This window comes from Streptomyces sp. NPDC045968, assembly GCF_056430475.1.
In genome coordinates this window covers 290,676-314,994 of record NZ_JBWKLF010000009.1, presented here as the reverse complement: position 1 = coordinate 314,994, position 24,319 = coordinate 290,676, and the positions used below count along the sequence as shown (strand labels likewise).

The following is a 24,319-nucleotide window of genomic DNA, read 5'->3' as shown; positions in this document are numbered from 1 at the left end:
TCACGCCGGCTGTCCCGTCCCCCTTCCGGAACCCATCCCAGGACTACAGACATGTTCCGTACAGCAGTGCGCAACGTCCTCGCGCACAAAGCCAGGCTGCTGATGACCGTGCTCGCCGTGATGCTCGGCGTGGCCTTCGTCTCCGGCACCCTCGTCTTCACCGACACCCTCGGCAACGCCTTCCGCAAGCAGTCGGCGAAGAGCTACGACAACGTCGCCGTCGCCGTGACCACCTACGCCTCCCAGCGGGACGAGGAGTACGAAGGCGTCGACACCGCCACCCTGAAGAAGATCCAGGGCCTGGACGGCGTCTCGGGCGCCACCGGCCGGGTCTCCGGCTTCGCGGGCGTCGCCGACACCGACGGCAAGCTCATCGGCAACGGCTGGTCCAACACCGGGGCCAACTTCTTCCCCGGCGAGAACGGCAAGGACGACCAGTACACGTTCGTCGAGGGGTCGGGCCCCGCACAGGCCGGCCAGGTCGCGCTGGACAAGGACTCCGCCGACAAGGGCGACTACCGCGTCGGTGACCCGGTGCGGGTCGCCACGAACGGACCGGTGAAGGAGTTCACCCTCTCCGGTGTGTTCACCACCGAGGACGGCGCCGTCAACGCGGGCGGCAGCCTGGTCCTGTTCGACACCGCGGTCGCCCAGAAGCTCTACCTCAGGCCCGGCGTCTTCCAGAACGTCACGATCTCCGCGGCACCCGGCGTCTCCTCCCAGCAACTGCTGGACGCGGTCGAGCCGCTGCTGCCGAAGGACGCCACCGCCGAGACCGGCAAGGCCCTCGCCGACGAGCAGGCCGCGCAGATCAAGAAGGAGCTCTCCAACCTCAACACGATGCTGCTCGCCTTCGCGGGCATCGCCCTCTTCGTCGGCATCTTCCTGATCGCCAACACCTTCACCATGCTGGTCGCCCAGCGCACCCGGGAGCTGGCCGTGATGCGGGCCGTCGGTGCCTCCCGCAGGCAGGTGAAGCGTTCCGTGCTGCTGGAGGCGGGCGTGGTCGGCGCGATCGCGTCGGTGACCGGCTTCCTGCTCGGTCTCGGCCTCGCCGTCGGGCTGCGCTCCGCGATGAGCCTGATCGGCGGCAAGATTCCCGCCGGTCCGCTGGTGGTCTCCCCCACCGCGATCGGTGCGGCGCTCGGCGTCGGCATCCTGGTGACCGTGCTGGCCGCCTGGCTGCCCGCCCGACGGGCCGCGAAGATCCCGCCGGTGGCGGCGATGAGCAGCGTGCACGCCGTGGCCACCACCAAGTCGCTGATCGTGCGGAATTCGATCGGCGGGGTGTTCGCCCTGCTCGGCGCGGCGGGGATCGTCGCGGGTGCGGCGGCCGGCAAGGACGGCAAGTGGCTCATCGCGGGCGGCGCCTTCCTGGCGCTGATCGGCGTCATCATCCTCATCCCGCTGCTGTCCCGGCCGGTGATCGCCCTGGTGCGTCCGCTGCTGATGAAGCTGTTCGGCGTCTCGGGGAAGCTGGCCGCGCAGAACGCGGTCCGTAACCCCCGGCGTACCGGAGCGACCGCCTCGGCGCTGGCGATCGGGCTGACCCTCGTCACCGGCATCTCGGTCCTGGGCGTCACCCTCGGCCAGGCCGTCGACCGGATGACCACGGACAACATCAAGGCCGACTACATGGTCACGATGGCGAGCGGCGACTCGCTCGACGAGTCGGCGCTCAAGGCTCTGGAGAAGGCCGACGGGGTCGCGGCGGTCTCCCCCCAGCAGGCCGTCTGGCTCGAAACGGGCGACTCCGGCTACTCGGCCTCCGGGGTCACCCCCGGTGACGTGCAGAAGGTCCTGGCGATCAAGACCCTCTCCGGTTCGCTGGACACACTCGCCGAGGGCGGGGTCGCGGTCTCCGAGAAGACCGCGAAGTCGAACGGCTGGAAGACCGGCGACACGATCGCCGTGACGTACGAGGACGAGAAGAAGGGGAAGATCAAGGTCGGCGCGCTCTACGAGGACAACGAGTTCCTCTCCCCCATCCTCGTGCCGAAGGCGATGGCCGACGCGCACACCTCGCACCCGGACATCCGCGAGATCTATCTGAAGATGGACGGCGGCGCGAGCGAGGCCAACGAGCAGGCCGTGGTCGACGCGCTGGGCGACAACCCGGCGATGAGCGTGATGGACCGGCAGGACATCCGGGACATGTTCGGCGGCTTCGTCAACATGGCGCTGAACATCATGTACGGCCTGCTGGCGATGGCCCTGATCATCGCGGTGCTCGGGGTCGTCAACACACTGGCGATGTCGGTGTTCGAGCGGCAGCAGGAGATCGGCATGGTGCGGGCGATCGGCCTGGACAAGCGCCGGGTGAAGCGCATGATCCGGCTGGAGGCCGTGGTCATCTCGGTCTTCGGCGCGCTGGTCGGTGTGGGACTCGGTACGTTCCTCGGCTGGGCGATCGGCCAGACCCTGGCCCCGTCCATCCCGGGGTACGCACTCGTCATCCCGTGGGACCGGCTCGCGCTCTTCCTGGTGCTGGCAGGACTGGTGGGCGTGCTGGCCTCGCTCTGGCCGGCCCGCAGCGCCGCGAAGCTGAACATGCTGACGGCGATCAAGACCGAATAGCGCTCGCAGGGGACGTGCGAGGGGCCGGTGTCCGCGGGTGCGGAGACCGGCCCCTCGTCATGTGCGGGCTCAGCCCTCGGCCGTCCTCCAGTCGCGGGCGCGCAGCGGCATCCGGGAGGACCCGCCCTCCTGCGGACGGACCGCGAGGATCTGGTTGACACCGATCCTGTTGCGCTCGAAGGACACCGCGGAAGCGGCCATGTAGAGCCGCCAGACCCGCGCCCGGCCGGGCGAGGTGGCCCGTACGGCGGCGTCCCAGTGCCGTTCCAGGTTGGTGACCCACCGGCGCAGGGTCAGCGCGTAGTGCTCCCGGATCGCCTCGACGTCCCGGGCCTCGAATCCGGCCTCCTCCAGGGTGGCCACGGTCCGTCCGACCGGGGCCAGTTCGCCATCGGGGAAGACGTAGGCGTCGATGAACTCGTCGATGCGGTAGGAGGACTCGTCCTTCTCGGGGCGGCGGGCGATCTGGTGGTTCAGCAGCCGGCCGCCGGGCTTGAGGAGGGCGTACAGGTCGTCGGCGTACTCGCGGAAGCGGACGGTGCCGACGTGTTCGGCCATCCCGATCGAGGAGATCGCGTCGTACGGGCCGTCCCTGACGTCCCGGTAGTCCTGGACCCGGATCTCGATCCGGTCGGTCAGCCCCTCTTCGGCGATGCGTTTGCGGGCGTAGGCGGCCTGTTCGGTGGAGAGGGTCACTCCGGTGACCTGCGCGCCGTACTCACGGGCGGCGTGGATGGCCATCGAGCCCCAGCCGCAGCCGACGTCCAGGAGGCGGTCGCCCTCCTTCAGTCCGAGCTTGCGGCAGACCAGGTCGAGCTTGTCGCGCTGGGCGTCCTCCAGAGTGCCGTCCTTCTCCCAGTAGGCGCAGGAGTAGACCATGGACGGGCCGAGGACCAGTTCGTAGAAGTCATTGCCCACGTCGTAGTGGTGGCTGATGGCCTCCTTGTCGCGGCGCTTGGTGTGCAGCGGTCCGGTGCGGCGGCGTACCTCTTCGGCCGGCGGGGCGGGCGGCGGCCAGGGACCGGCCACCTGGACGAGACCGCGGGCGAAGGCGCGGACCTTCGGGTCGCGGACGGGGTGGACGGAGTCCTTCGCGTCGGCGCCGCGCTCCCAGAGCAGGGCGGCCAGCCGGTCCAGGACCTCGTAGAGGTCTCCGTCGATGTCGATCTCGCCGGCCACCCAGGCGCGGGCCAGGCCCAGTTCGCCCGGCTTCCAGAGCAGCCGGCGCAGGGCACGGCGGTTGCGGATCACGAGGACGGGGGCGCCCGGCGGTCCGGACTCGCTGCCGTCCCAGGCCCGGATACGGACCGGTAGGGCCTCTCCCAGCAACTCCTCGGCGAGAGCGGTCAGCCGCGATGCGGCGTCTGCCATGGCGCACACCTCCGTGGTGGTGTTTCCCAACATGCCCAAATTTCCACAAACATGCCCAAAGCCACGTCGCGACACCTCGGGGACGTGACGAGGTACACCTCGGTCAACAGTGCCCGGGCCGCAAGCCATCCCGCCAGCGCGCAATGGAACGGCAAAATACGTGCACACCACACCTATCCGGGGCGGCACCGGGAGCCGCGCGGGCCCGGATACGCCGAAGGGGCCGCCCGCACCACGGATGGCGGACGGCCCCTTCGGGCGTGGAACGGTAAGGCCCTGGTCAGGAGGCCTTGGCCTTCTCACCCTCGGACTTGGCGACGGCCGGAGCCGGGGCCGGCTTGGCTGCCTCGTAGAACTCCTCGCGCGGCGTCTCCATGGCGCCGAGCGAGACGACCTCGCGCTTGAGGAACATCGCGAGCGTCCAGTCGGCGAAGATGCGGATCTTGCGGTTCCAGGTCGGCATCGCCATGCCGTGGTAGCCGCGGTGCATGTACCAGGCGAGACGGCCCTTGAGCTTGATCTTCACCTTGCCCATGACGATCATCGCGACGCCCTTGTGCAGGCCCAGACCGGCGACCGCACCCTTGTTGGCGTGGCTGTAGTCCTTCTGCGGGAAGCCGCGCATCCCGGAGATGACGTTGTCGCCGAGGACCTTGGCCTGACGCAGCGCGTGCTGGGCGTTCGGCGGGCACCAGGCGTTCGGGTTGCCGGCCTTGCGGCCGACCAGGTCCGGAACCTGGGCGTTGTCGCCCGCGGCCCAGATGTAGTCGGTGCCCTGCACCTGGAGCTTCTCGGAGGTGTCGACGTGACCACGCGGGCCGAGCGGCAGGCCGAAACGGGCCAGCGCCGGGTTCGGCTTCACACCGGCGGTCCACACGATGGTGCTGGAGTCGACCTCCAGGCCGTTCTTCAGCACGACGTGACCGTCGACGCACGAGTCCATGGAGGTGGAGAGGTAGATCTCCACACCGCGGCCCTCGAGGTGCTCCTTGCCGTACGCGCCCAGCTTCGGGCCGACCTCGGGAAGGATCTTGTCGGCGGCGTCGACGAGGATGAAGCGCATGTCCTCGCGCTTCACGTTGGTGTAGTACTTCGCCGCGTCGCGGGCCATGTCCTCGACCTCACCGATGGTCTCCGCACCGGCGAAACCGCCGCCCACGAAGACGAACGTGAGCGCCTTGCGGCGGACGTCCTCATCGGTCGTCGAGTCAGCCTTGTCCAGCTGCTCGAGGACGTGGTTGCGCAGGCCGATCGACTCCTCGATGCCCTTCATGCCGATGCCCTGCTCGGCGAGGCCGGGGATCGGGAAGGTGCGGGAGACCGCGCCCATCGCGATGACGAGGTAGTCGAAGGGCAGCTCGTAGGCCTCGCCGACGAGCGGCGCGACCGTGGCGACCTTGCGGTCCTGGTCAATGGTCGTGACGCGACCGGTGAGCACCTCGGCCTTCGGCAGGACGCGTCGCAGCGGGACGACGACATGCCGAGGGGAGATGCTGCCGGCAGCAGCTTCGGGGAGGAAGGGCTGGTACGTCATGTACGAGCGAGGGTCGACAACCGTGACGGTCGCCTCCCCGTAGCGCATCTTCTTCAGAATGCGACGAGCTGCGTACAGGCCTACGTACCCACCGCCTACAACGAGGATCCTGGGACGCTCCGTGGTGCTCATGCCATCGAGTATCCACCCCCCTCGGGGCACCTGCTCGTGAGCCCCTTCACAAGGTATCCGCGCCCCTCTGCTACACTCCGCCGCCCACGTGACCCAGGTCATGACACCGGAGGGGAACCACGGTGCCGTAGAGAACGTTGTTCACCGCTTGTGAGCTGGCCCTTGTGCCTTCCGAGGGGCTGAACCACGGCTCCGGTTCACCTACGCGCAACACGCGCGGAACCTGACCGAACCCTCGGTGTGAGAGCCGTCGGGCGGCCGTCACGGCCCCCGATAGGCCGAACGGCGCCCAACCGGACCGAATTCCTTGTGAAGAAGTTCACGAACTTCGTCGCGGCGGGCTCCCGAAGGGTCCCCACAAGCGCCTCCGAAGGGCTCAGAGGTGCAGGCCGGAGTGCGTTTGAGCGAGCGTCAGGGGTGGTCGCGGCTACGCCACGGAGAGCGCGATCCCGTCCAGGATGTCGTGCTCGCTGACCACGACCTCACGGGCACCGGTCCGCTCCATCACGGCGAGCAGGATCAGCGCCCCCGAGGCGATCACATCGACCCGTCCCGGGTGCATCGCGGGGATCGCGGCCCGCTCCTCGTGCGTGGAGCCGATCAGCCGCCCGGTGATCTCCTGGACCTGCTCGAAGGAGACCCGGGAGTGGTGGATCGCCCCGGGGTCGTACTCCGTCAGTTCCAGGGCGATCGCGGCCACCGTGGTGACCGTGCCGGCCAGGCCGACGAGCGTGGCCGCCCGGGCGATCGGGACGGTCTCCTCGGCGAGGTCCAGGGCGGCGTCGATGTCCGCGCGGATCGCGGCGACCCGGTCGGGCGTGGGCGGGTCCACGACGGCGCCGTCCCGCACCAGGTGACGTTCGGTCATCCGTACGCAGCCCATGTCCACGGACCGGGCCGCGCGGACCGCGTCGTCGCCGACCACGAACTCGGTGGAGCCGCCGCCGATGTCCACGACGAGATACGGCTTCGCCAGATGGTCGCTCCCGGTCAGCTCCTTGGTGGCGCCGTCGAAGGAGAGCTGTGCCTCCTGGTCGCCGGTGATGACCTCGGGCTCGACGCCCAGGATGTCCAGGACGCCCCGGACGAACTCGTCGCTGTTCTCCGCGTCGCGCGAGGCAGAGGTGGCGACGAAGCGCAGGCGCTCGGCCCCCAGCTCCTTGATCACCGCGGCGTACTCGCGGCAGGCCGCGAACGTGCGCTCCAGCGCCTCGGGGTCCAGCCGCCCGGTCCGGTCGACGCCCTGACCGAGGCGGACGATCTGCATCCGGCGGTCGAGCTCGGTGAACCGGCCCGTACCGGGGTCGGCGTCGGCGACGAGCAGACGGATGGAGTTGGTACCGCAGTCGATGGCGGCAACGCGGGTCATACGGGCTCCTGTGGTGGTCGTTACGGGGCTCCGCCCCGGGTGGCGGGGGCTGTCAGGCCCCGTCGGTGCCGCACGGCGACACGCACGGCCCCTTCGCCCACCACTCCGGCAGCATCGCGATCGCCTCGTCGCCCAGCGGGTTCACCCCGGGGCCGGCCGCCAGGGAGTGGCCGACCAGGACGTGCAGGCACTTCACCCGGTCCGGCATGCCGCCCGCGCTCGGGAAGCCCTCCAGGACCTCGATGGCGTCACGGCGGGCGATGTAGTCCTCGTGCGCCGCGCGGTACGCGGCGGCGAGCTCGGGGTCCGTCTGCAGACGCTCGGTCATCTCCTTCATGACCCCGTTGGCCTCCAGCGTGCCGATCGCGGACGCGGCACGCGGACAGGTCAGATAGAAGGTCGTCGGGAACGGCGTGCCGTCCTCCAGACGGGGCTGCGTCTCGACCACGTCCGGGTTGCCGCAGGGGCAGCGGTGCGCGATGGCGCGCAGCCCGCGCGGCGGGCGCCCGAGCTGCTGCTCGAACGCGCCGATGTCCGCGTCGGTGGGCGTGGTGGATGCGGTCTGCGGAGGGGGGGTGTCCATGCCTGCCTTGGTTCTGCTCGAAGGTGCTTCTCAGATGGTGCGGGTGGTGCGGGTGGTGCTGATGATGCGGTGGTGCGGTTGATGCGGTTGATGCGGTGATGCCGGTGGTGCGGGCCGGTCGTGTGGCGCCGGTCAGGGGCGGTCGGCCTTGTCCACGCCGTCCCAGAGGTTCGAGTGCCAGGGGCGGTCCGTCGTGCCCGGCTCCCCGCGGCGGTCCTCGGCCGCTTCCGGATCGATCACGGTGTAACCGGTCTCCCCCGGACGTACGTAATGAAGGTGCTCACGGGCCAGCCGCCGGATGTACGCGTCGTCCTTGAGCCGCGCCTTCTCGTCGCGCAGCTCCTCGGTCCGCTGTCGAGCCTCCTGCGACAGGCGCTCCTGGTCGGCGATCTCGTCGCGCTGGGAGACGTACTGCCGCATCGGGTACGCGAGCGCGACCACGAGGGAGCAGACGACCAGGGCGAGGAACGCGGCGCGGCCGGTGAGCCGCGAGCGGCGGGCCTGGCGCCGGTTCTGGGACCGGTAGACGCGGGCCGCGGTCTGCTCACCGAGCAGTCGCAGCCTGGTCGCGGTGGAGAACCGGTCGCGGTCCTTCCCGGCCATGTCTCACGCCTCCCCGTTACGCACGTCCGTCCCCGCACACGGTACGGGACCGAGTGCGGGGACGGACGGAGGCTGGTGACTTCGGCCGCGAGGGGCCGGTGATCAGCCCTTGAAGCGGGGGAACGCCGAACGGCCCGCGTACACCGCCGCGTCGTCGAGGATCTCCTCGATGCGCAGCAGCTGGTTGTACTTGGCGACACGGTCCGAGCGGGCCGGGGCGCCGGTCTTGATCTGACCACAGTTCACGGCGACGGCGAGGTCGGCGATGGTGACGTCCTCGGTCTCGCCGGAGCGGTGCGACATCATGCACTTGAAGCCGTTGCGCTGGGCCATCTCGACGGCGTCCAGGGTCTCGGTCAGCGAACCGATCTGGTTGACCTTGACGAGCAGGGCGTTCGCGGAGCCCTCCTCGATGCCACGGGCCAGGCGCTCCGGGTTGGTGACGAAGAGGTCGTCACCGACGATCTGCACCTTGGAGCCGATCTTCTCGGTGATGACCTTCCAGCCGGCCCAGTCGTCCTCGTACAGCGGGTCCTCGATGGAGACCAGCGGGTACGCGGAGACGAGCTCCTCGTAGTACTCGGTCATCTCGGCGGCCGAGCGGGACTTGCCCTCGAACTCGTACACGCCGTCCTTGTAGAACTCGGACGCGGCGACGTCGAGCGCGAGGCCGATGTCGCGGCCCGGGACGTAACCGGCTTCCTTGATGGCCTCGACGATGAGGTCCAGGGCGGCGCGGTTGGACTCCAGGTTCGGGGCGAAGCCGCCCTCGTCACCGAGACCGGTGGACAGGCCCTTGGTCTTGAGGACCTTCTTCAGCGTGTGGTAGACCTCCGCGCCCCAGCGCAGGGCCTCGGAGAAGGACTCGGCGCCGATCGGCGCGATCATGAACTCCTGGATGTCCACGTTGGAGTCGGCGTGCGAGCCGCCGTTCAGGATGTTCATCATCGGAACGGGCAGCAGGTGCGCGTTCGGGCCGCCGAGGTAGCGGAAGAGCGGCAGGTCGGAGGCCTCGGAGGCGGCGTGCGCCACGGCCAGCGAGACGCCGAGGATGGCGTTGGCGCCGAGCGAGCCCTTGTTCTCGGTGGCGTCCAGGTCGAACATCGCCTGGTCGATGAGGCGCTGCTCGGTGGCGTCGTACCCGACGAGCTCCGGGCCGATCTGCTCGATGACGGCGAGGACGGCCTTCTCCACGCCCTTGCCCATGTAGCGGTTGGGGTCTCCGTCGCGAAGCTCAATGGCCTCGAACGCACCGGTGGAGGCGCCGGACGGAACAGCAGCACGTCCCGTGCTGCCGTCGTCGAGGCCAACCTCGACCTCGACCGTGGGGTTACCCCGGGAGTCGAGGATTTCCCTGGCTACGACGACGTCGATGGACGGCACGAGGCATCTCCTTCTGGGATATGACACTGGTTGTGCAGGGTCACTGTGGCCTTGCGGCACGAGCCTATCCGGCCGGACCCCATCGGCCAGCCGGGCGCCCGTCCCCTGGGACGAAAAAGGACCCAAGGGTATGCATTCACGGGCAAAGCTCCAGAAATTTACTGGCCAGTAACTACAACACTTGAACGATCAACGGCGCCGGGACCGTGCGAGCCGGACCCGTTCGGCGGTGCGCTCGCGTTCGAAACGACCCCGACCCGGCGCGCACGGGGGAGAGCGCGCCGGGTCGGGGAGCAGAGCGGGAGGGATGCCGCCGGACACCCTCCCGAGGGGGAGGAGAGTCCCAGGTACTACTTCGTCAGGTGGAGCTGCTGGCCCGGGAAGATCAGGTCGGCGTCCTTGACGATGTCGTCGTTCAGCTCGAACAGCTTCTCCCAGCCGCCCTTGACGTGCTGCTTCGCGGCGATCTTGCTGAGGGTGTCGCCGGTCTTCACCTTGTACTCGCCGTCACCCTTCTCGACCTTCTCGCCGGTGGGGGTGGTGACGGTCTTCGGCGCCTCGGTCTTCGGGGCGGTGCGCTGCTCGCTGCGCGTGGCCGGCTGCTCGGCCTGGCGCTCCGGCTGGGCCTGCTGCTCGGCGCCGCCGCTCTGCGCGGAGCCGGTGTCGACACCCGGGTCCACACCGTCGTTGGTCAGGTTGCCGGCACCGGCGCAGGCCCAGGCGCCCGGGCCCTGCATGTCGAGAAGCTTCTCGGCCGTGGCGATCTGCTGCGACTTGGTGGCCAGGTCGGCGCGGGACGCGTACTGCGTACCGCCGGCGGCGGCCCAGCTGGACTGCGAGAACTGCAGACCGCCGTAGTAGCCGTTACCGGTGTTGATGGACCAGTTGCCACCGGACTCGCACTGGGCCACGGCGTCCCACGTGGCGACGGAGGCGGCGGAGGCGCCGGTCGCGCCCATCAGCGGGACGGCCACAGCGGCACCGGCGACACCGGCGAGCGTGGCGACACGGACGGCCTTGGACGGGCGGCGGTGCTTGGCCTTGCTGGAAAACAGCATGGAGCTTCTCCTCACCGACGCCTACGAGGTGAGCTGTCGGGTTCGGGCCAAGTGAGTTGCCCGGTCGCACGTCCTAGCGCGCGACTTCACCCCAAGCCGGTCCTCAGTCGTCCTTCGACGACCGGGCCCGGCGCTTACCTGGGTCCCCCGCTCCTGCCTACGGCGCTTTACGCGTCTGTTCCCTTCGACCGACGGCAGGATTCGGCGTGACGGTCGACGGGGCCCGCGGTGCGAGCGGTTCCGACCGTAAACATAGGCAACCCCCACTTTCAAAGAGGGACATACCGGCCATTCGGGTCTTACTTGCTCTGGGCGATCAAACGTTTCCGCAGGCCAGAGGGGGCGCAGGCGCACCACCCGGCCGTGGCACGCCAGTTGAAGCAAAGAGACCCATGTCTCACTTACGCATAAGTGGACATAGGCCTCTGAACTGCCCTCGATTTTGGGGCGTTTTCCCGAATTTGATCAGTTGAGCGCGGAGCTCTCCGCGCTGTCCGACAGCCCCAGATCGAGGCTCTGCCCGGGGAGGATGAGGTCCGGGTCGGAGCCCAGCTCGCCCTTGTTGGCCTCGTACAGCTCGGTCCAGCCGCCGGGAACCTTCTGTGCGTCAGCAATCGCCCAGAGATTGTCTCCGGGCCGGACGGTGTAGTCGCCGTCCAGGCTCGCCGCACCCCCGTCGCGCGCCTCGCCGTCACCGCGCGAGGCGTGCCGGCCGGAGTCGCGCCCGCTGCCCGGGTCGACGTCCTGGCTCGCCTCGGGCGCCGGCGCGCCTCGGTGCTTGCCGCCGCCCTGGTCCGCGTCGGCCGGGGCGTCGGACGCCTCGGGGGACGGCGTGGTGGAGGGCGGGGCCGTCGCGCCGGAGTCCTCGGACCCGGCCGACTCGCCGGTCGCGCCGTTCTTGTCGGACTCGACAGGCCCGGTCATGTCGCCGGACTTGCCCGACTCGCCCGCCTTGTCGCTCTCGCCGCTCTTGTTCGCTTCGTCCGTGGCTTCGTCCGCCGCCTCGCCCGCCGCCTCGTCCGTCGCTTCGTCCGACGGGAACAGCGGGTCCAACGGTTCGGCGGAGGGCACGCCGCCCGGGTCGACGCCCGGGAGGGACCCGTCCAGCGCGAGCCCGGAGATCACCGCGCAGCTCGGCCACGCCTGCGGACCCTTGTCCTCCAGGACCTTCTCCGCGACGGCTATCTGCTGCGAGCGGCTGGCGAGGTCGGCGCGGGGCGCGTACGCCGAGCCGCCGTACGCCGACCAGGTGTCCTGGGAGAACTGCAGGCCGCCGTAGTAGCCGTTGCCCAGGTCCGCACTCCACATGCCGCCGCTCTCGCACTCGGCGACCCGGTCCCAGGTCGAGGCGTCGGCGGCGTGCGCACCGGTCGCACCGAGCAGCGGGATGGCGATGGCCGATCCCGTCACGCCTGCGGCGACGACGATGGCGGGTGCCTGGCGAGGGCGGCGGTGTCTGCCGTTCGCGGAGCCCATGGGATTGCCTTCCGTGTGACTGACATGTGACTGCTGTGGTGAACGGTGAACCTAGCGGCACTCGAACGTGTGTCACAAGTCGATGCAGCGGAGATCACGTGAAAGTCACAGAGTTGACGGAGTGTCACCTTGCGCGGCCGGCGGGCCGGGCGCGAACTCCACCGGAAGCGTGCGCAGTCCGCGCATGATGAGGCCGCCGCGCCACCGCAAATCGTCAGGTTCCGCCGCAAGGCGCAGGTCAGGAAGGCGCCTCAGCAGGGTTGCCAGCGCGGTCTGCCCCTCCAGGCGTGCGAGCGGCGCTCCCAGGCAGTAGTGGATGCCGTGCCCGTATCCCACGTGCTGATTGTCACTCCGTGCGAGGTCCAGCGTGTCCGGATCACGGAATCGCTCCGGGTCCCGGTCGGCCGCGGCGAGGACCACGAGCACGGGGTCCCCGGGAGCGATGTCCTGCCCGCCGAGCGCGACGGGCTCCGTCGCGTACCGCCAGGTGGCGAGCTCCACCGGGCCGTCGTACCGCAGCAGTTCCTCCAGCCCCGTGGCCAGGAGGTCCGTCTCCCCCGCGGCGAGCGAACGCTGAAGCCGCTCGCGTTCCCCTGGGTTGCGCAGCAGGGCGTACGTCCCGTTGCCGATGAGGTTGACCGTGGTCTCGAATCCGGCGAAGAGAAGGATGAACGCCATCGCGGCGGCCTCGTTCTCGGTGAGGTGCTCGCCGTGGTCGCTGGCGCGGATCAGCCCCGAGATCAGGTCGTCGCCCGGATCCTCCCGTTTGCGGTGGATCAGTTCGGCGAGGTAGCCGCGCATCTTCTTCACGGACCTGGCCACCCCGCCGCGCGGGCCGCCGCCGTGCCGGATCATCATGCCCGCCCAGTCGCGGAAGTCGTCCTGGTCCTCCGGCGGGACGCCGAGCAGATCGCAGATCGCGTAGATGGGCAGGGGGAAGGCGAAGTCGTGGATGAGGTCCGCCTTGCCCTCCGCCACGAAGTTGTCGATGAGCCGGTCCGTCAGCTCCTGCACGCGTGGCGCGAACTCGGCGACCCGGCGCGGGGTGAACGCCTTGGAGACGAGACGGCGCAGCCGGGTGTGGTCGGGCGGGTCGATGTTCAGCAGATGCGTCATCAGCTCCGCCTTACGCTCGCCCGGGATGCCCGTCCTGCCCTTGGCGTGCGCCGACCCGGCGTGGTGGGCCGGGTTCTTGGACAGCCGCGTGTCGGCGAGTGCCTGCTTGGCATCCGCGTACCGGGTCACGAGCCAGGCCTCGACCCCGCTGGGCAGCGTCGTCCGGTGTACGGGGCTGTGCTCGCGCAGCCAGGCGTAGGCGGGGTACGGATCGGTGGCGAACTCCCAGGTGAAGAGCTCGGGGGCGGCGGGCGCCGCGGCCGCGTGGCCGACGGGGCAGCCGGCCGTGGCCTGGGCAGGGCTGTCAGGGCTGTCCGCGGGGCTCTCGGCCCTGTCGGCAGGGCTGTCGGCAGGGCTTTCGGCGGGGCTGTCGTTCACCCCTCGACGTTAGCCGCCGCCTCCCCGCCCTCCGACCGCAGCTCCGCGATCGCCCGCTCGGCGCCGTGGTGGCCGATCTCCAGGGCCTTGCCGAACCACTCCTCCGCCGCTGCCGTGTTCCCCTGGTCCCGCTCCAGCACGGCCATGGCGTAGGCCGCGTCGTAGCTCCCCCGTGCGTGGCCCTCCTCGAACCAGCGCCGGGCCTCGTCCAGCCGCCCCCGCGCCTTCATGAAGTAGCCGAGATTGGCCAGTGCGCTGATGTCGCCCGCTTCCACCGCCATCCGGTAGAGCGGTTCGATCACCTCGGCCGGTTCGTCCCGCTCCTCCAGAATCAGCGCCAGGGGGTTCGCCGCCCTGCTGTCGCCATGGGCGATGGCCCTGCGATACCAGGTCTCCGCCTCTTCCAGGTCCTGCCAGTCGTGGAAGAGGTTGCCGATGCTCCTGGCGACGCCCTCGTACCCGCTGTCGGCGGCCCTGCGGTACCACCGCATCGCCTCGTGCGACCGGTCCGCCAGGAGGAGGTGCCCCAGCCGGCACGCCGCTTCGCCGTCCCCCGCTTCGGCGGCCCTGGTCAGCCAGAACTCGGCGCGCTCCCTCAATACGGTGGCCAGCCTGTTCTGCGAGGCGGTGTCCCCCGTCGCGGCGGCCTTCTCCAGATACGGGACGGCTTCGGCGCCGGCGCCCCGCGCGACGAGCAGTCCCCCCACCACGGCCGCCGCCCGCGCACTGCCCGCGTCCGCCGCCTTGCGGTACCAGGACTCGGCCGCCGCCACCTCGCCCAACTCCTGTTCGAGCGATCCGAGGACCGCCATGGTGTCCGGGTCACCGTCCGCCCGCGGGGTCAGCCACCGGCGGGCCCTCGTGATGACCTCGGTCCGCCCGGACTCGTCACCCCGTACCGCTTCCAGGGCGAACGGCCAGATCTCCAGCGGTACGGGACGGGCCTTCGCGCCCTGGTCCTCCACTTCGGCGACCAGCGAACCGAACGCCGTCCAGGTGCCCTCCACCGGGCCCGGCACGAGCATCCCCGTCACCCCGAGCCGGATCTCGGCCGCCCAGGCGAGCGCGGCGTCGAACGTCTCCTCCTCGGACCACGGCCAGTCCCGGTACACGTCGTGCGCCGCGCGCAGTACGTCGAGCGGGAGCGGGCCACGGGCCCCGCAGCGGGCGAGGTCGATCGCGGCGCGCACCAGGTGGTGGCCGCGACCGCGGCCCCGCGCGCGCCGTGCCCGGCGCCACAGGTCACCGAGTTCGGGGCCGACGGCGAGGTACTCGGTGATGCCCCTGGCGCCGCGCCCTTCGTGTGCGCCGCGCAGCCGGGGGTCGTCGAGGCGCTTCCTGAACCGTGACAGTTCCTTCTTGGACCAGGCGCAGGTCAGCTCGACCGGCTCCACGCCGCCGAGCACCCGCGCGCCGGCGGACGCGCCGAAGCGGTGGGCGTCGTACGCCTCGTCGGCCATCGTGCCGATCACGACCGTGCGCTGCTGGACGAGCTCCGCCAGGACGGCGGCCGTCAGGCCGTTCTCGCCGAGGTGCCCCTCCAGCTCGTCGAGCCACAGAACGCACGACTCGTCACCGCGGCCACGCAGTACGGCGGGCAGCCCGCGCAGGTCCGTACCGGGCGGCGGTGCGTAGATCCGCGTCGCACCCGCCATGTTGCTGAACAGCGCCGCCCACGCCGTCCTCGTCTTCCCCGACAGCGGCTCGCCCGTCACCAGCACGAGACCGCCCTGCCCGGCCGCGGCCCGTACCAGGGTGCCGAGCCGCGCGTCGCAGTCACGTCCGGCGTACGGCGGAAGGGGCGGCTCCTCCGGAAGCCGGCGGGTGCGCCGCACCCCCAGCGCGATCGGGTCGGCGATGTCGAGCGTCAGCCAGTGCGCCACGGCGGGCAGCGGGGCGTGGGCACCCGGGCCGAAGTAGTTGTACTGGGTGCCGTCTCCCAGAACCGGTCCCATGAAGGTGCCGCCAGTGACGGAGTTGTGCGCCGGGTCCACCAGCACCGCGTCCTGCGGAACCTCCTGTACGCCGGCCGCCAGGCCCCCCTGCGCCGGGAAGAACGTCCGCAGCTCCGACACCGCGTCGGGGTCCTGCGCCGCCACATCCTTCAGCCGCCGGACCAGCTCGCGACGCTCCCTCGGGTCGACGCCGCCCAAGTGCCGCATCCCGCTCAGGATCCTGCGGAGCCGCAACGCCTCGGCGATCCCCGGCCGCGATTCCTCGTACACACCGAAGAGGTAGTCACTGCGGCTGTCGTCCGCCAACGCCCTCAGCACGGCATCGGCCAGCGATTCGATCTCCCCGCTCACGCGCTGTCCCCCACACCTCGACCGGCCCTGGAGCCACCGTACTAACGGGTGTTGCCCTCCGCCGCCAGGATCGCGTCGCGGTAGGTGCGTGCCGCCGCGCGCAGGGCGGCCTCGGGGTCGGTCCCGTCCTCTTCGGCCCGTACGGCGAGGGCGAGGAGTTCGTACCCGATGGAGTCACCCGCGGGGAGCGCGACATCGAGTCCCGCGCCGCGGACCCGGCTGCCCAGCTTGGCGGCCAGAGCCAGCCCGGGCTGACCGAGCGGGACGCCTTCGGTGACCGAGTCGCGCTGCTTCTCGATCGCCTTGGTGCGCTGCCAGTGCGCGTGGACGTCCTCGGGGGTCTCGGCGCTCTCGTCACCGAAGACGTGCGGGTGGCGGTGGATCAGCTTCTCCACGAGGCCGGCCGCGACATCGTCGATGTCGAACGGCTCGTCCGGGTCCTCCTGTGCGATCCGGGCGTGGAAGACGACCTGGAGCAGTACGTCCCCGAGCTCCTCGCGCAGTTCGTCCCGGTCGCCGTCCTCGATCGCCTCGACGAGTTCGTACGCCTCCTCGATGGCGTACTTGGCGAGGCCCTTGTGCGTCTTCTGCGAGGACCACGGGCAGTCGCGCCTGATCCGGTCCATGACCTGGACGAGATCGAGGAGCCGGGCGCCCGGCAGATCGTACGAACCGGGCAGCAGCTCCAGGTCCGGCATCCGCACCCGGCCCGAGCCGCCGAGCCGCGCGAGGCCGTCGGTCAGCGGCTGGTTCCCCTCGCCGCCCACCAGGACCACCACGGTCCGGCCGCCCACGCAGTCGTCGACGATTTCCTGGGCGGTGGGCACGCCGTGCTCGACCGTGACGCCCGCCTCGCGCAGATACGGCAGCTGCGGATGGTGCGGCTCACCGCACAGCACCCGGTCCGCCGCGTGCAGGGTCTGCCAGGCGGGCCAGGACAGCAGTCCGGGCGCCACCCGGTGGCTGGCGGTGAGCAGGACGATACGGCCGGGGTCGCCGGGGGCTTCAGCGTTCACCCCTCGAACCTACCCCGGTCCGCTGCCGCCCCGGTCAGGCGCCTGCCTCGGGTGCTGGCTGCTCGAACTCGGTGACCTGGGTGATCCACGGCGCCTTGTAGTTGCCGAGCTGGATCTGCTCGTCGTCCCAGACGCCGAAGCGCGGATTGACGTCGATGTCGAGCGCCTTCGACGCCTTGGCGAGCGCCTCCCCGACGACCTTCTGGCCCTCGGGGGAGGACAGGTCGGCGCCGAGCGCCTTTGCCAGCTTGGGGAGTTGGACCTCCCGGCGCAGATCGTTCTCGATCTGGCCGGGGGCGACCCAGCGCTGCTGGAGCATCATCGCCTTGAGCTGCTTGTCACCGCCGGACTGGGCGGCCGCCGCCAGGCGCATCTCCTGGACCTCCTTGCGGCTGACCGTCACTCCTGCGTCCTTCGAGGCCCGGTCCAGGATCCGCCCGAAGATCATCCCGTGCAGTTTGGCGCGGCTGAGCTGCCCGGAGCTCTTCACCAGCTGCGCGGACTGCTGGGAGCTCTCCTGCGCGCTGCGTACGTCCGCCACCTGTGCCTGGAGCGTGGACACCTCGATGCGGTCCCCGCCGACCAGGGCCGCGGCGCCCGGATGGGCCTCGCTCCCACAGGCGGAGAGGAGCGGCACCCCGACGAGCAGTGCGGCTGAGACGGAGAGCGCGGTGCGACGACGGCGGTGCAAAGGAGCCTCCCGGGGAGAGTTTGTGCATCAGCGCACAAAGCCTTGCGGTGATCGATGTTAGGCAGTGGAGGTGGTTGGGGCCACTGATTCGACCAACGATTCGGGAGGAGTTGGGGATGCGGCGCGCCCGCGGGCCCTTCAGAGCACGCGTTCGACCCCCGGGGGATGCTCCGTCAGCCGCCGCGGACGTCCTGCTGGTGCTCCAGTTGCCTGCGCAGTTCCACGGGGAGCGGGTGGTGCGGCCCGTAGGCGCGCTCCGCGTCGTACAGCAGTGTCTGCAACTGCCCGCGTCCCGCCGCGTGATCGCCCACCGCGAGCAGGAGATGGCCGATGCGGTGCCGGATGTCGAAGGCGCGGCCGGGGTCGGCGGTGACCGCCCCGTAGGTGTTCTCGTAGTACGGGAGGACCGCGCGGTACTCGGCGAGTGCGGCGGACGGCTCGCCCAGTTGTTCCAGGCACTGCGCCGCGTCGTAACGGAACTGGAGGGTCTGTACGTCGGCCGGGCCCGCCTCGGCCGTGCGGTCGTCGGCGAGGCGGCGCAGCTCGGGCAGGGCGCGCCGGTACTGGCCGTCGTCCATCAGGGTGGCCGCGTACTGCTTGCGCAGGATGCGGACGACGGGTGAGTGCTCCCCGTGTTCGGCCGCGGCGGCCGGGAGGATGCCCCCGAGGATGTCCACGGCCTGGGTGATCCGGCCCTCCACGAGGAGCTGCTTCACCTCGTCGACGGCCCGCGCGACATCCGGGCGGGCGGGCGCCGGGGAGCGGGGGTCGGGCGCGGACGGCGGCGGTACGGGCGCGGGGGGCTGGACAGCTGCGGCCCGGTCGGGCCACGGGGCGTGCGGCCGCAGGAAGGGCCGGGTCGGGTCGAGCGGCCCGGCCGGTGCGCCACGGGCGGGCAGCAGGGGCGCGAGCGTCTCGTACACCTCCTGCGCGGAGGCGGGTCTGGCCTGCGGGTCCTTGGCGAGCAGCCGCAGGACGAGCGCTTCGAGCTGCGCCGGGATCTCGGCTCGGAGATGGCGGACCGGCAGCGGCGGTTCGTAGAGGTGGCGGTGCAGGACGCCGAGCGCGGTGGAACCCGCGAACGGGACGTCCCCGCTGAGGAGTTCGTGGAGGAGGACGCCGAGGGCGTAGAGGTCGGTGTACGGGCCGACGGCGCCGCCCATCGCCTGCTCGGGGGCCATGTAGGCCGGGGAACCGATCGGTGAGCCGGTGTGCGTGAGGCGCGTCGTGTCGGTGTCCAGGACGGAGGCGACACCGAGGTCGAGCACGGTGACGGTGCCGTCGGGCCGGACCATCACATTGCGGGGCTTCAGGTCGCGGTGGACGATCGGCACCGCGTGCACGGCGGACAGGACGGCGCAGAGCTGCGCGGCGACCGCGACGGCCCAGGGCCATGGGTACGGGTCGTGTTCGGCGAGGTGGTCGGCGAGGTCGGCGCCCTCGACGTACTGCATGACCAGGAAGAGGTCCTCGTCGTCGTTGCCCGCGTCGTGGACGGTGACCAGACCGGGATGGTCGACCTGGGCGGTGACCCGGCACTCGCGGACGAAGCGGCGGCGCAGCTCGCCCGCGGCGTCGCTGCCGGTGGGCCCGGCCACCCGGTCCGGACGCAGCAGCTTCACGGCGACCCGGCGGTCAAGCCGCTGGTCGTACGCCGTCCACACCTGGCCCATGCCGCCCTGGCCGAGGATGGTCGCCAGCTCGTACCGCCCGGCGATGACGCGTCCGGTCACCGGCCCTCGCCCTCCTTACGGAGGTAGTGGCTCAGCTCGTCGAGCTCGGCGCGGACCTGGTCGAGGCGCTGGGGTGCGGCGGGCGGCGGGGTGTGGGCCGGCGGCGGGGTGTGGGCCGGCGGCGGAGTGGGGGCGGGCGGGGGCACGGCGGGCGGATAGCCGTATCCGGGAGCCGGGGTGGACGGGGCCGGGGGCTGCTGCGGGACGTACCCGCCGTACGGCCCCTGTCCCTGCGTCTGGAGCAGGGGCGGACGGGGGGTGCCGTACGGTCCCTCGGGGCCGTAGTGCTGAATCTCCGCGTAGAGGTAGTAGGCGATCACGCCGACCATGACGCCGAAGATCCAGGAGACCCCGATGAACGCCTCCGTGTCGGTCGTCTTGTCCGGGTCCTCCGGCATCGCGATGAAGAACGCGAAAAGTCCCGTGTTGAGCGCGAACACGAGCGCGAGCAGCCCCCAGTCACGCCCCTTGCGGGTCACGATCGCGAGCCGCAGCATCGCGGCCCAGGCCAGAAGTCCGCAGCTCAGCACGGTCAGCGCCACGAAGAGCACGCGCAGCGCCGTCAGCGCCCCCGAGGACGGGCGGTGCTTCGGTGGCTGCTCCGGCGGATAGCCGTAGCCGTGCATGGGACGCTCCTGGAAGGCGTATGTCGGACGTGTGCAGTGAGCGTATACACCGACACGGACACCCGGTCCCGGGTTGTGCACAACCGTTGTGGTTCACGTCACTTCGGGGCGACCGTGCCGTCCGTCAGCCCGTCGTACATCCCCTGCACCAGGAGCCCGCCGAGCCGCCCGGCCGTCCGTAGCGCCTCCTCGAACGCGGCGAGCTGCCGGAACTGCTCCCCGTACCGCTGCTGTTCGGCCAGCGGCAAGCGGGGCAGCTGGAGCCGCCGGGCATCCAGCCGGGTGGCGGTGGAGGCGTAGCTGCTGGCCTGGCGGTTGTTGGCGGTGCCGCGCAGGAAGCCGGCGAGGAACCACGGGTCCAGGGCGGCCGGGTCGGGGCGCAGCAGCTGGAGGTTGCGGCCGAGGGCGGCGCCCGCCGTCGCCTCGTCGACGACCCGGGCGACCGAGCCGCCGCCGAGCACGGGCACGACGACGTCGCCGGGCTGGAGGAGGAGCGCTTCGTCGGCGGCGCCCTCGGGCTGGACGGTGGGTGTGCCACTCGGGGGCGTACCGCCGAGGACGTCGTGTTCCGTGAGGACGGGAGCGGTGCCGGTGCCCGAGCCTCCGGTACGCAGTTGGAGGGCGCCCGCGCGGGCGAGTTCGCCGACGGTGGTGAGGGGCCAGCGGGCCGGGTCCGAGAGGTCGGCGGGGGGCGGGGTGAGGCGTGCGGTGACGCGGAGGGTGTCGGCCAGCCGCTCGCGTACGCGGGTCAGTTCGGCCGCTCCGCCGCCGGGTGCGGGGCGTGGGAGGTGGCGGGCCGGGGCGAGGTCCACGTCGTCGTCCAGGAGCTCGATGACGGGGACCGCGCGGCTGAGGCCGGGGCGGGGGGCGGGGTGGGTACCGCTGGCGTTGGCGGTGGAGGAGGCGGGGTGGCCGGGGTCCGTGGCCTGGTCCGCCCGGTCCTTCCAGTCGGGCCGGTCCTTCCGGCTGAAGGTCTGCCAGGCGTCGAGTACGGCGTTCCGCACGGCCGGCCAGTCGAGCCGGTCCCGGCCGCCGGCCGCCTGGGTGCCCGGCCCGGTGACCGCTTCGGCGGCCTCCGCCGTGTCGACGAGCAGGAGTTCGGGCGCGGGGTGGAGCCCGGTGCCGGGCTTGCGCAGGACCCAGAGGTGGAGCGGGATGCCGTACGGCGGCGCGGCCCCGGCCGGGAGCGCGATGACGGCGCGGAGTGCGCCGCGACGCAGCAGATCGGCACGGATGCGGCGCCCGGAGCGGCGGGACGCGGCGGCCGGGGGCATCAGGAGGACAGCGGTGCCGCCCTCGCGGAGGTGGGCCAGCGCGTGCTGGACCCAGGCGAGTTCGGACTCGGTACGGGCGGGGAAGCCGTATTCCCAGCGAGGGTCGTAGGCCAGCTCGTCGTGTCCCCAGTTGCGTTCGTTGAACGGCGGGTGGCAGAGCACGGCGTCGACGGCGAGCTGCGGGAAGGCGTCGGCGCGCAGGGTGTCGCCGGTCCGTACGACGAGGGCCGGGGCGTCGGCCCGTGAACCCTCGGACTGGAGGGCCAGACGGAGCGCCGTGAGCGCGGCGAGGTCGGGGTCCGACTCCTGCGCGTACAGAGCCGTGGGCCGGCTGACCGCGCGCAGCAGGGCGCCGGTTCCGGCCGCCGGGTCGAGGACGGCGCGTGCGGGCCTGCCCGGCTTGTCGGCCTCCTTCCACGGTTCCGCGAGGTCCGCCATCAGTTCGGCCAGGCCGGGTGGAGTGAGCGTGTACTGACGCGGGTTGGCGTCGAGCTGGCGGCCGAACAGGAACTCGAAACACTGCCGGGCCCCCGATTCGGCGGCCAGCTCGGCGGCGGCGCGCAGCAGCGGGACGGAGGGCAGCAGCTCGGAAGCGCCGGGCGTGTGAACCGCCCGGCCGCCGGGGGCCGGGCCCTCGGGAGCGCCGCCCGGGGGCGGGCCCGCCGTCGCGCCCTGCCCGGCGACCGGTGCGCTGTCCGGTGCGGTGGCCGATCCGGTGTCCGGTCCGAAGCGCGCGGTGAGGACGTCCTCCAGGGCCACCGGCAGCACACCGGCCATCCGCTCGTCCGATACGGCGCTGATCTCCAGCCAGGCGGTCGGCCTGTCGCGTACGAGCAGCAGGGCGCAACCCGTGTGGACCAGGGCCGTCACGGCACCGGCCGGGTGCCCCGACAGCTGCTGCCATACCCGCTCGCGCAGCGGGACCTCGGCGAGCTTCCCCTGATCCCGCAGCCACTCCTCGACCTCGTTCAGGGCGAAGGAGGGGCTCGTCTCGGTACCGCCGACCGGTTTGGGGAAGTCGGCGTGACGGCGGCGCCAGTTGCTGACGGCCGCGCGCCCCACCCCCGCGAGCCGGGCGATACCGGCCGCGGTCACCTCTGTCGTGTTATCCGGCACTGACTGCCTCCCTGCTCCGCTGCTCTGCCGCTGCCCTGCTGCCTGAGCTCTGTGTCGGCGAGCATACCGACTTGCTCGTGCCGCACCCCTTCACAGCGTGGATGAATCAATTCCCTGTGAACCGTGTTGACTCGGTTCACAGGCTCTGGTCTTATTGACTCATCGCCGCAGCCAAGCGGCGCGCAGTACCGCTCACCACCTATCCCTGCTTTTGCCGGAGGGCACACCCATGTCCCAGTTCACCCAGCCCCAGCAGCCGTACGCCCCCGACCAGGCGCCCGGCGCCCGGCCCGCCCGTAACGGCCTGGGCACCGCGGCGCTCGTCCTCGGCATCATCGGGGCCGTCTCCGGCCTCATCCCCTTCTTCTTCTGGCTGGCCGGCATCCTCGGCCTGATCGCCCTGATCCTCGGCCTGTCCGGGCGAGGCCGGGTGAAGCGCGGCGAGGCGGCCAACAAGGGCGTCACCACCTTCGGCGCCGTCCTCGGCCTGCTCGCGCTGATCCTGTCGGTGGTCGGAGCGGTCATCACGTTCAAGGCCGTGGACGACGCCGTGGACGAGATCAGCAAGACGGCCCCGAGCAACTCGGCGGCGGAGAAGCCGGGCGGGACGAAGGACGAGCCGGCACCGGAGAAGAGCGAGGACGACACGGCGGGCGAGGAGGAGGCCACGGGCGAGGCGCTGGAGGAGCGTGACACGGCCGTGTACGACGACGGCCTGGAGCTCACCGTCGGCAACGCGGCCGCCTACACCCCTGACGCGTACGCCGCGGGGCACACCAAGGGCAACCGCGCCTACAAGGTCTCCGTGATCGTCGAGAACAAGACCAAGGAGAAGTTCGACACCGCGCTCGTCAGCGTGGACGCCCGGGCCGGCAAGGACGGCGTGAGCGCCGAGCAGATCTTCGACGGCAAGGTCGGCGCGGGCTTCACCGGCACGGTCCTGCCGGGCAAGAAGGTCACGGTGCAGTTCGCCTTCGACACCCCGGCGGACGCCAAGAACCTGACCGTCGAGGTCAGCCCCGGCCTCGACTGGGACGCGAGCCAGTGGGAGCTGAAGCTCTGACCCCGCCCCCCGCACGCCCGGCACCCGCGCCCGGCCCGCTCACCGCACGCCGGCCACCCGTGCCCGTACGCCAGGCCCGAGGCCCGGTCCACTCCTGACTCCCCCCGACGCCCCTGACACCCCGGAGCCCGCACCATGCACCCCGTAGCCCGCACCGCAGCAGCCGCTCTCTGCACCGTCGCGGTGTTCGGCCTGACCGCCTGCGGCTCGTTCCTCGAAGGCCCCGAGGCGCAGGGCCCGTTCGACGGCCTGACGGCTCCCGAGGTCACCAACAAGGCGATCGCCGCGACCCGGGCCGCCACGTCCGTACGACTGGCCGTGACGACGGAGTCGGCGGACGGGCCGGTCCAGGTGTTCGTCGCGGCCGGCGCGCGGGGCGAGTGCACGGGGACGTTCTCCATGGGTACGGCAGGAACGATGGAGCTGATCCGGACCGGCGGCACGGTCTACACGAAGTCCGACGAGGCGATGCTGCGGGCGGCCTCGGCGGACGGCGGCCGCGGCGCCGCGGAAACCGACGTCAAGAAGCTCACGGGCCGCTGGGTCAAGGCGCGCCCCGACGACCGGCGCACGGCGGAGAGCCTGCGTTACTGCGATCCGCAGCGTTTGCTCGACCGTCTGGCGGTGAAGAGCGACACCGCCCACAAGGGCGAGCAGGTGTCCCTCGGCGGCCGGCCCACGCTCACGCTGACCGGCACGCCCGACGGGTCCGGCACCTCGGGCGGGCCGGGCGGCGGGTCCTGGACGGCGAGCGTCGCCACCGAGGGCAAGCCCTACCTCCTGAAGATGCGCGTCACCGACCGTGGACAGCCGCCGCTCACCGTGGAGTTCTCCGCGTTCGGCAAGCCCGTCGCGGCGAAGAGGCCCGCCACCGTCTGACCTCGCTCGTCCCCCGTGCACAGTGGTGCACGGGG

Annotated in this window: 18 protein-coding genes and 1 riboswitch; of the genes, 3 read left to right on the top strand and 15 right to left on the bottom strand. The window is 71.4% G+C overall.

What is annotated here, in order from left to right; translation table 11 throughout:
• Window positions 1-51: 51 nt before the first annotated feature.
• A complete protein-coding gene (locus AC07FA_RS26190; protein ID WP_479078679.1) occupies window positions 52-2,577 on the top strand; it encodes an ABC transporter permease in 2,526 nt (841 codons plus the stop codon).
• A 69-nt stretch (window positions 2,578-2,646) separates the two neighbouring features.
• On the opposite strand, the gene AC07FA_RS26185 is transcribed toward AC07FA_RS26190, so the two are convergent.
• From AC07FA_RS26185 to AC07FA_RS26115, 15 genes are all read right to left on the bottom strand, one after another.
• A complete protein-coding gene (locus tag AC07FA_RS26185) occupies window positions 2,647-3,948 on the bottom strand; it encodes a class I SAM-dependent methyltransferase (RefSeq protein ID WP_479078678.1) in 1,302 nt (433 codons plus the stop codon).
• 280 nt (window positions 3,949-4,228) lie between these two features.
• Window positions 4,229-5,614 carry an NAD(P)/FAD-dependent oxidoreductase gene (locus AC07FA_RS26180; protein ID WP_479078676.1) on the bottom strand — a complete coding sequence of 462 codons (1,386 nt, stop codon included), beginning with the start codon at window positions 5,612-5,614 and terminating at the stop codon, window positions 4,229-4,231.
• Between the two features lie 427 nt (window positions 5,615-6,041).
• On the bottom strand, window positions 6,042-6,983 hold the full coding sequence (locus AC07FA_RS26175; RefSeq protein ID WP_479078675.1) for a Ppx/GppA phosphatase family protein: 942 nt from the start codon (window positions 6,981-6,983) through the stop codon (window positions 6,042-6,044).
• 52 nt (window positions 6,984-7,035) lie between these two features.
• A complete protein-coding gene (locus AC07FA_RS26170) occupies window positions 7,036-7,566 on the bottom strand; it encodes a DUF501 domain-containing protein (RefSeq protein ID WP_479078674.1) in 531 nt (176 codons plus the stop codon).
• Between the two features lie 132 nt (window positions 7,567-7,698).
• Window positions 7,699-8,169, bottom strand: a complete 471-nt coding sequence (locus tag AC07FA_RS26165) for an FtsB family cell division protein (RefSeq protein WP_479078673.1) — start codon at window positions 8,167-8,169, stop codon at window positions 7,699-7,701.
• Window positions 8,170-8,271: 102 nt separating this feature from the next.
• On the bottom strand, window positions 8,272-9,552 hold the full coding sequence (gene eno / locus AC07FA_RS26160) for a phosphopyruvate hydratase (protein ID WP_479078672.1): 1,281 nt from the start codon (window positions 9,550-9,552) through the stop codon (window positions 8,272-8,274).
• Between the two features lie 350 nt (window positions 9,553-9,902).
• Window positions 9,903-10,610 (bottom strand): transglycosylase family protein, encoded by a 708-nt coding sequence (locus AC07FA_RS26155; RefSeq protein WP_479078670.1) that lies wholly within the window; start codon window positions 10,608-10,610, stop codon window positions 9,903-9,905.
• 3 nt (window positions 10,611-10,613) lie between these two features.
• A riboswitch (cyclic di-AMP (ydaO/yuaA leader) is annotated at window positions 10,614-10,785 on the bottom strand.
• A gap of 290 nt (window positions 10,786-11,075) precedes the next feature.
• The gene (locus AC07FA_RS26150; protein ID WP_479078669.1) at window positions 11,076-12,086 is read right to left on the bottom strand and encodes a transglycosylase family protein; all 1,011 of its coding nucleotides are present in this window, start codon (window positions 12,084-12,086) and stop codon (window positions 11,076-11,078) included.
• Window positions 12,087-12,191: 105 nt separating this feature from the next.
• Window positions 12,192-13,580, bottom strand: a complete 1,389-nt coding sequence (locus AC07FA_RS26145) for a cytochrome P450 family protein (protein WP_479078668.1) — start codon at window positions 13,578-13,580, stop codon at window positions 12,192-12,194.
• Window positions 13,577-15,886, bottom strand: coding sequence for an SEL1-like repeat protein (locus AC07FA_RS26140; protein WP_479078667.1), 2,310 nt, complete (start codon window positions 15,884-15,886; stop codon window positions 13,577-13,579). The genes AC07FA_RS26145 and AC07FA_RS26140 overlap by 4 nt, the downstream gene beginning before the upstream one ends.
• A 41-nt stretch (window positions 15,887-15,927) precedes the next feature.
• The gene (locus AC07FA_RS26135) at window positions 15,928-16,902 is read right to left on the bottom strand and encodes a nucleoside triphosphate pyrophosphohydrolase (RefSeq protein WP_479078666.1); all 975 of its coding nucleotides are present in this window, start codon (window positions 16,900-16,902) and stop codon (window positions 15,928-15,930) included.
• Between the two features lie 34 nt (window positions 16,903-16,936).
• Window positions 16,937-17,593: a SurA N-terminal domain-containing protein gene (locus tag AC07FA_RS26130; RefSeq protein WP_479078664.1), complete on the bottom strand. Its 657-nt coding sequence runs from the start codon at window positions 17,591-17,593 to the stop codon at window positions 16,937-16,939.
• Window positions 17,594-17,766: 173 nt separating this feature from the next.
• Window positions 17,767-19,326 carry a serine/threonine-protein kinase gene (locus AC07FA_RS26125; protein ID WP_479078663.1) on the bottom strand — a complete coding sequence of 520 codons (1,560 nt, stop codon included), beginning with the start codon at window positions 19,324-19,326 and terminating at the stop codon, window positions 17,767-17,769.
• Window positions 19,323-19,952 (bottom strand): hypothetical protein, encoded by a 630-nt coding sequence (locus AC07FA_RS26120; protein WP_479078662.1) that lies wholly within the window; start codon window positions 19,950-19,952, stop codon window positions 19,323-19,325. The genes AC07FA_RS26125 and AC07FA_RS26120 overlap by 4 nt, the downstream gene beginning before the upstream one ends.
• A 98-nt stretch (window positions 19,953-20,050) precedes the next feature.
• The gene (locus AC07FA_RS26115; RefSeq protein ID WP_479078661.1) at window positions 20,051-22,342 is read right to left on the bottom strand and encodes an N-6 DNA methylase; all 2,292 of its coding nucleotides are present in this window, start codon (window positions 22,340-22,342) and stop codon (window positions 20,051-20,053) included.
• Window positions 22,343-22,571: 229 nt separating this feature from the next.
• Between AC07FA_RS26115 and AC07FA_RS26110 the strand changes: the two genes are divergently transcribed.
• Together AC07FA_RS26110 and AC07FA_RS26105 are read left to right on the top strand one after the other, a co-directional pair.
• A complete protein-coding gene (locus AC07FA_RS26110; RefSeq protein WP_479078659.1) occupies window positions 22,572-23,405 on the top strand; it encodes a DUF4352 domain-containing protein in 834 nt (277 codons plus the stop codon).
• Between the two features lie 135 nt (window positions 23,406-23,540).
• Window positions 23,541-24,284: a LolA-like protein gene (locus AC07FA_RS26105; protein ID WP_479078658.1), complete on the top strand. Its 744-nt coding sequence runs from the start codon at window positions 23,541-23,543 to the stop codon at window positions 24,282-24,284.
• Window positions 24,285-24,319: the final 35 nt, after the last annotated feature.

Bases quoted from the DNA above. Each gene is read 5' to 3' on its own strand.
- AC07FA_RS26190 (WP_479078679.1), top strand. From the start codon at position 52: ATGTTCCGTACAGCAGTGCGCAACGTCCTCGCGCACAAAGCCAGGCTG.
- AC07FA_RS26185 (WP_479078678.1), bottom strand. From the start codon at position 3,948: ATGGCAGACGCCGCATCGCGGCTGACCGCTCTCGCCGAGGAGTTGCTG.
- AC07FA_RS26180 (WP_479078676.1), bottom strand. From the start codon at position 5,614: ATGAGCACCACGGAGCGTCCCAGGATCCTCGTTGTAGGCGGTGGGTAC.
- AC07FA_RS26175 (WP_479078675.1), bottom strand. From the start codon at position 6,983: ATGACCCGCGTTGCCGCCATCGACTGCGGTACCAACTCCATCCGTCTG.
- AC07FA_RS26170 (WP_479078674.1), bottom strand. From the start codon at position 7,566: ATGGACACCCCCCCTCCGCAGACCGCATCCACCACGCCCACCGACGCG.
- AC07FA_RS26165 (WP_479078673.1), bottom strand. From the start codon at position 8,169: ATGGCCGGGAAGGACCGCGACCGGTTCTCCACCGCGACCAGGCTGCGA.
- AC07FA_RS26155 (WP_479078670.1), bottom strand. From the start codon at position 10,610: ATGCTGTTTTCCAGCAAGGCCAAGCACCGCCGCCCGTCCAAGGCCGTC.
- AC07FA_RS26150 (WP_479078669.1), bottom strand. From the start codon at position 12,086: ATGGGCTCCGCGAACGGCAGACACCGCCGCCCTCGCCAGGCACCCGCC.
- AC07FA_RS26120 (WP_479078662.1), bottom strand. From the start codon at position 19,952: ATGCACGGCTACGGCTATCCGCCGGAGCAGCCACCGAAGCACCGCCCG.
- AC07FA_RS26110 (WP_479078659.1), top strand. From the start codon at position 22,572: ATGTCCCAGTTCACCCAGCCCCAGCAGCCGTACGCCCCCGACCAGGCG.
- AC07FA_RS26105 (WP_479078658.1), top strand. From the start codon at position 23,541: ATGCACCCCGTAGCCCGCACCGCAGCAGCCGCTCTCTGCACCGTCGCG.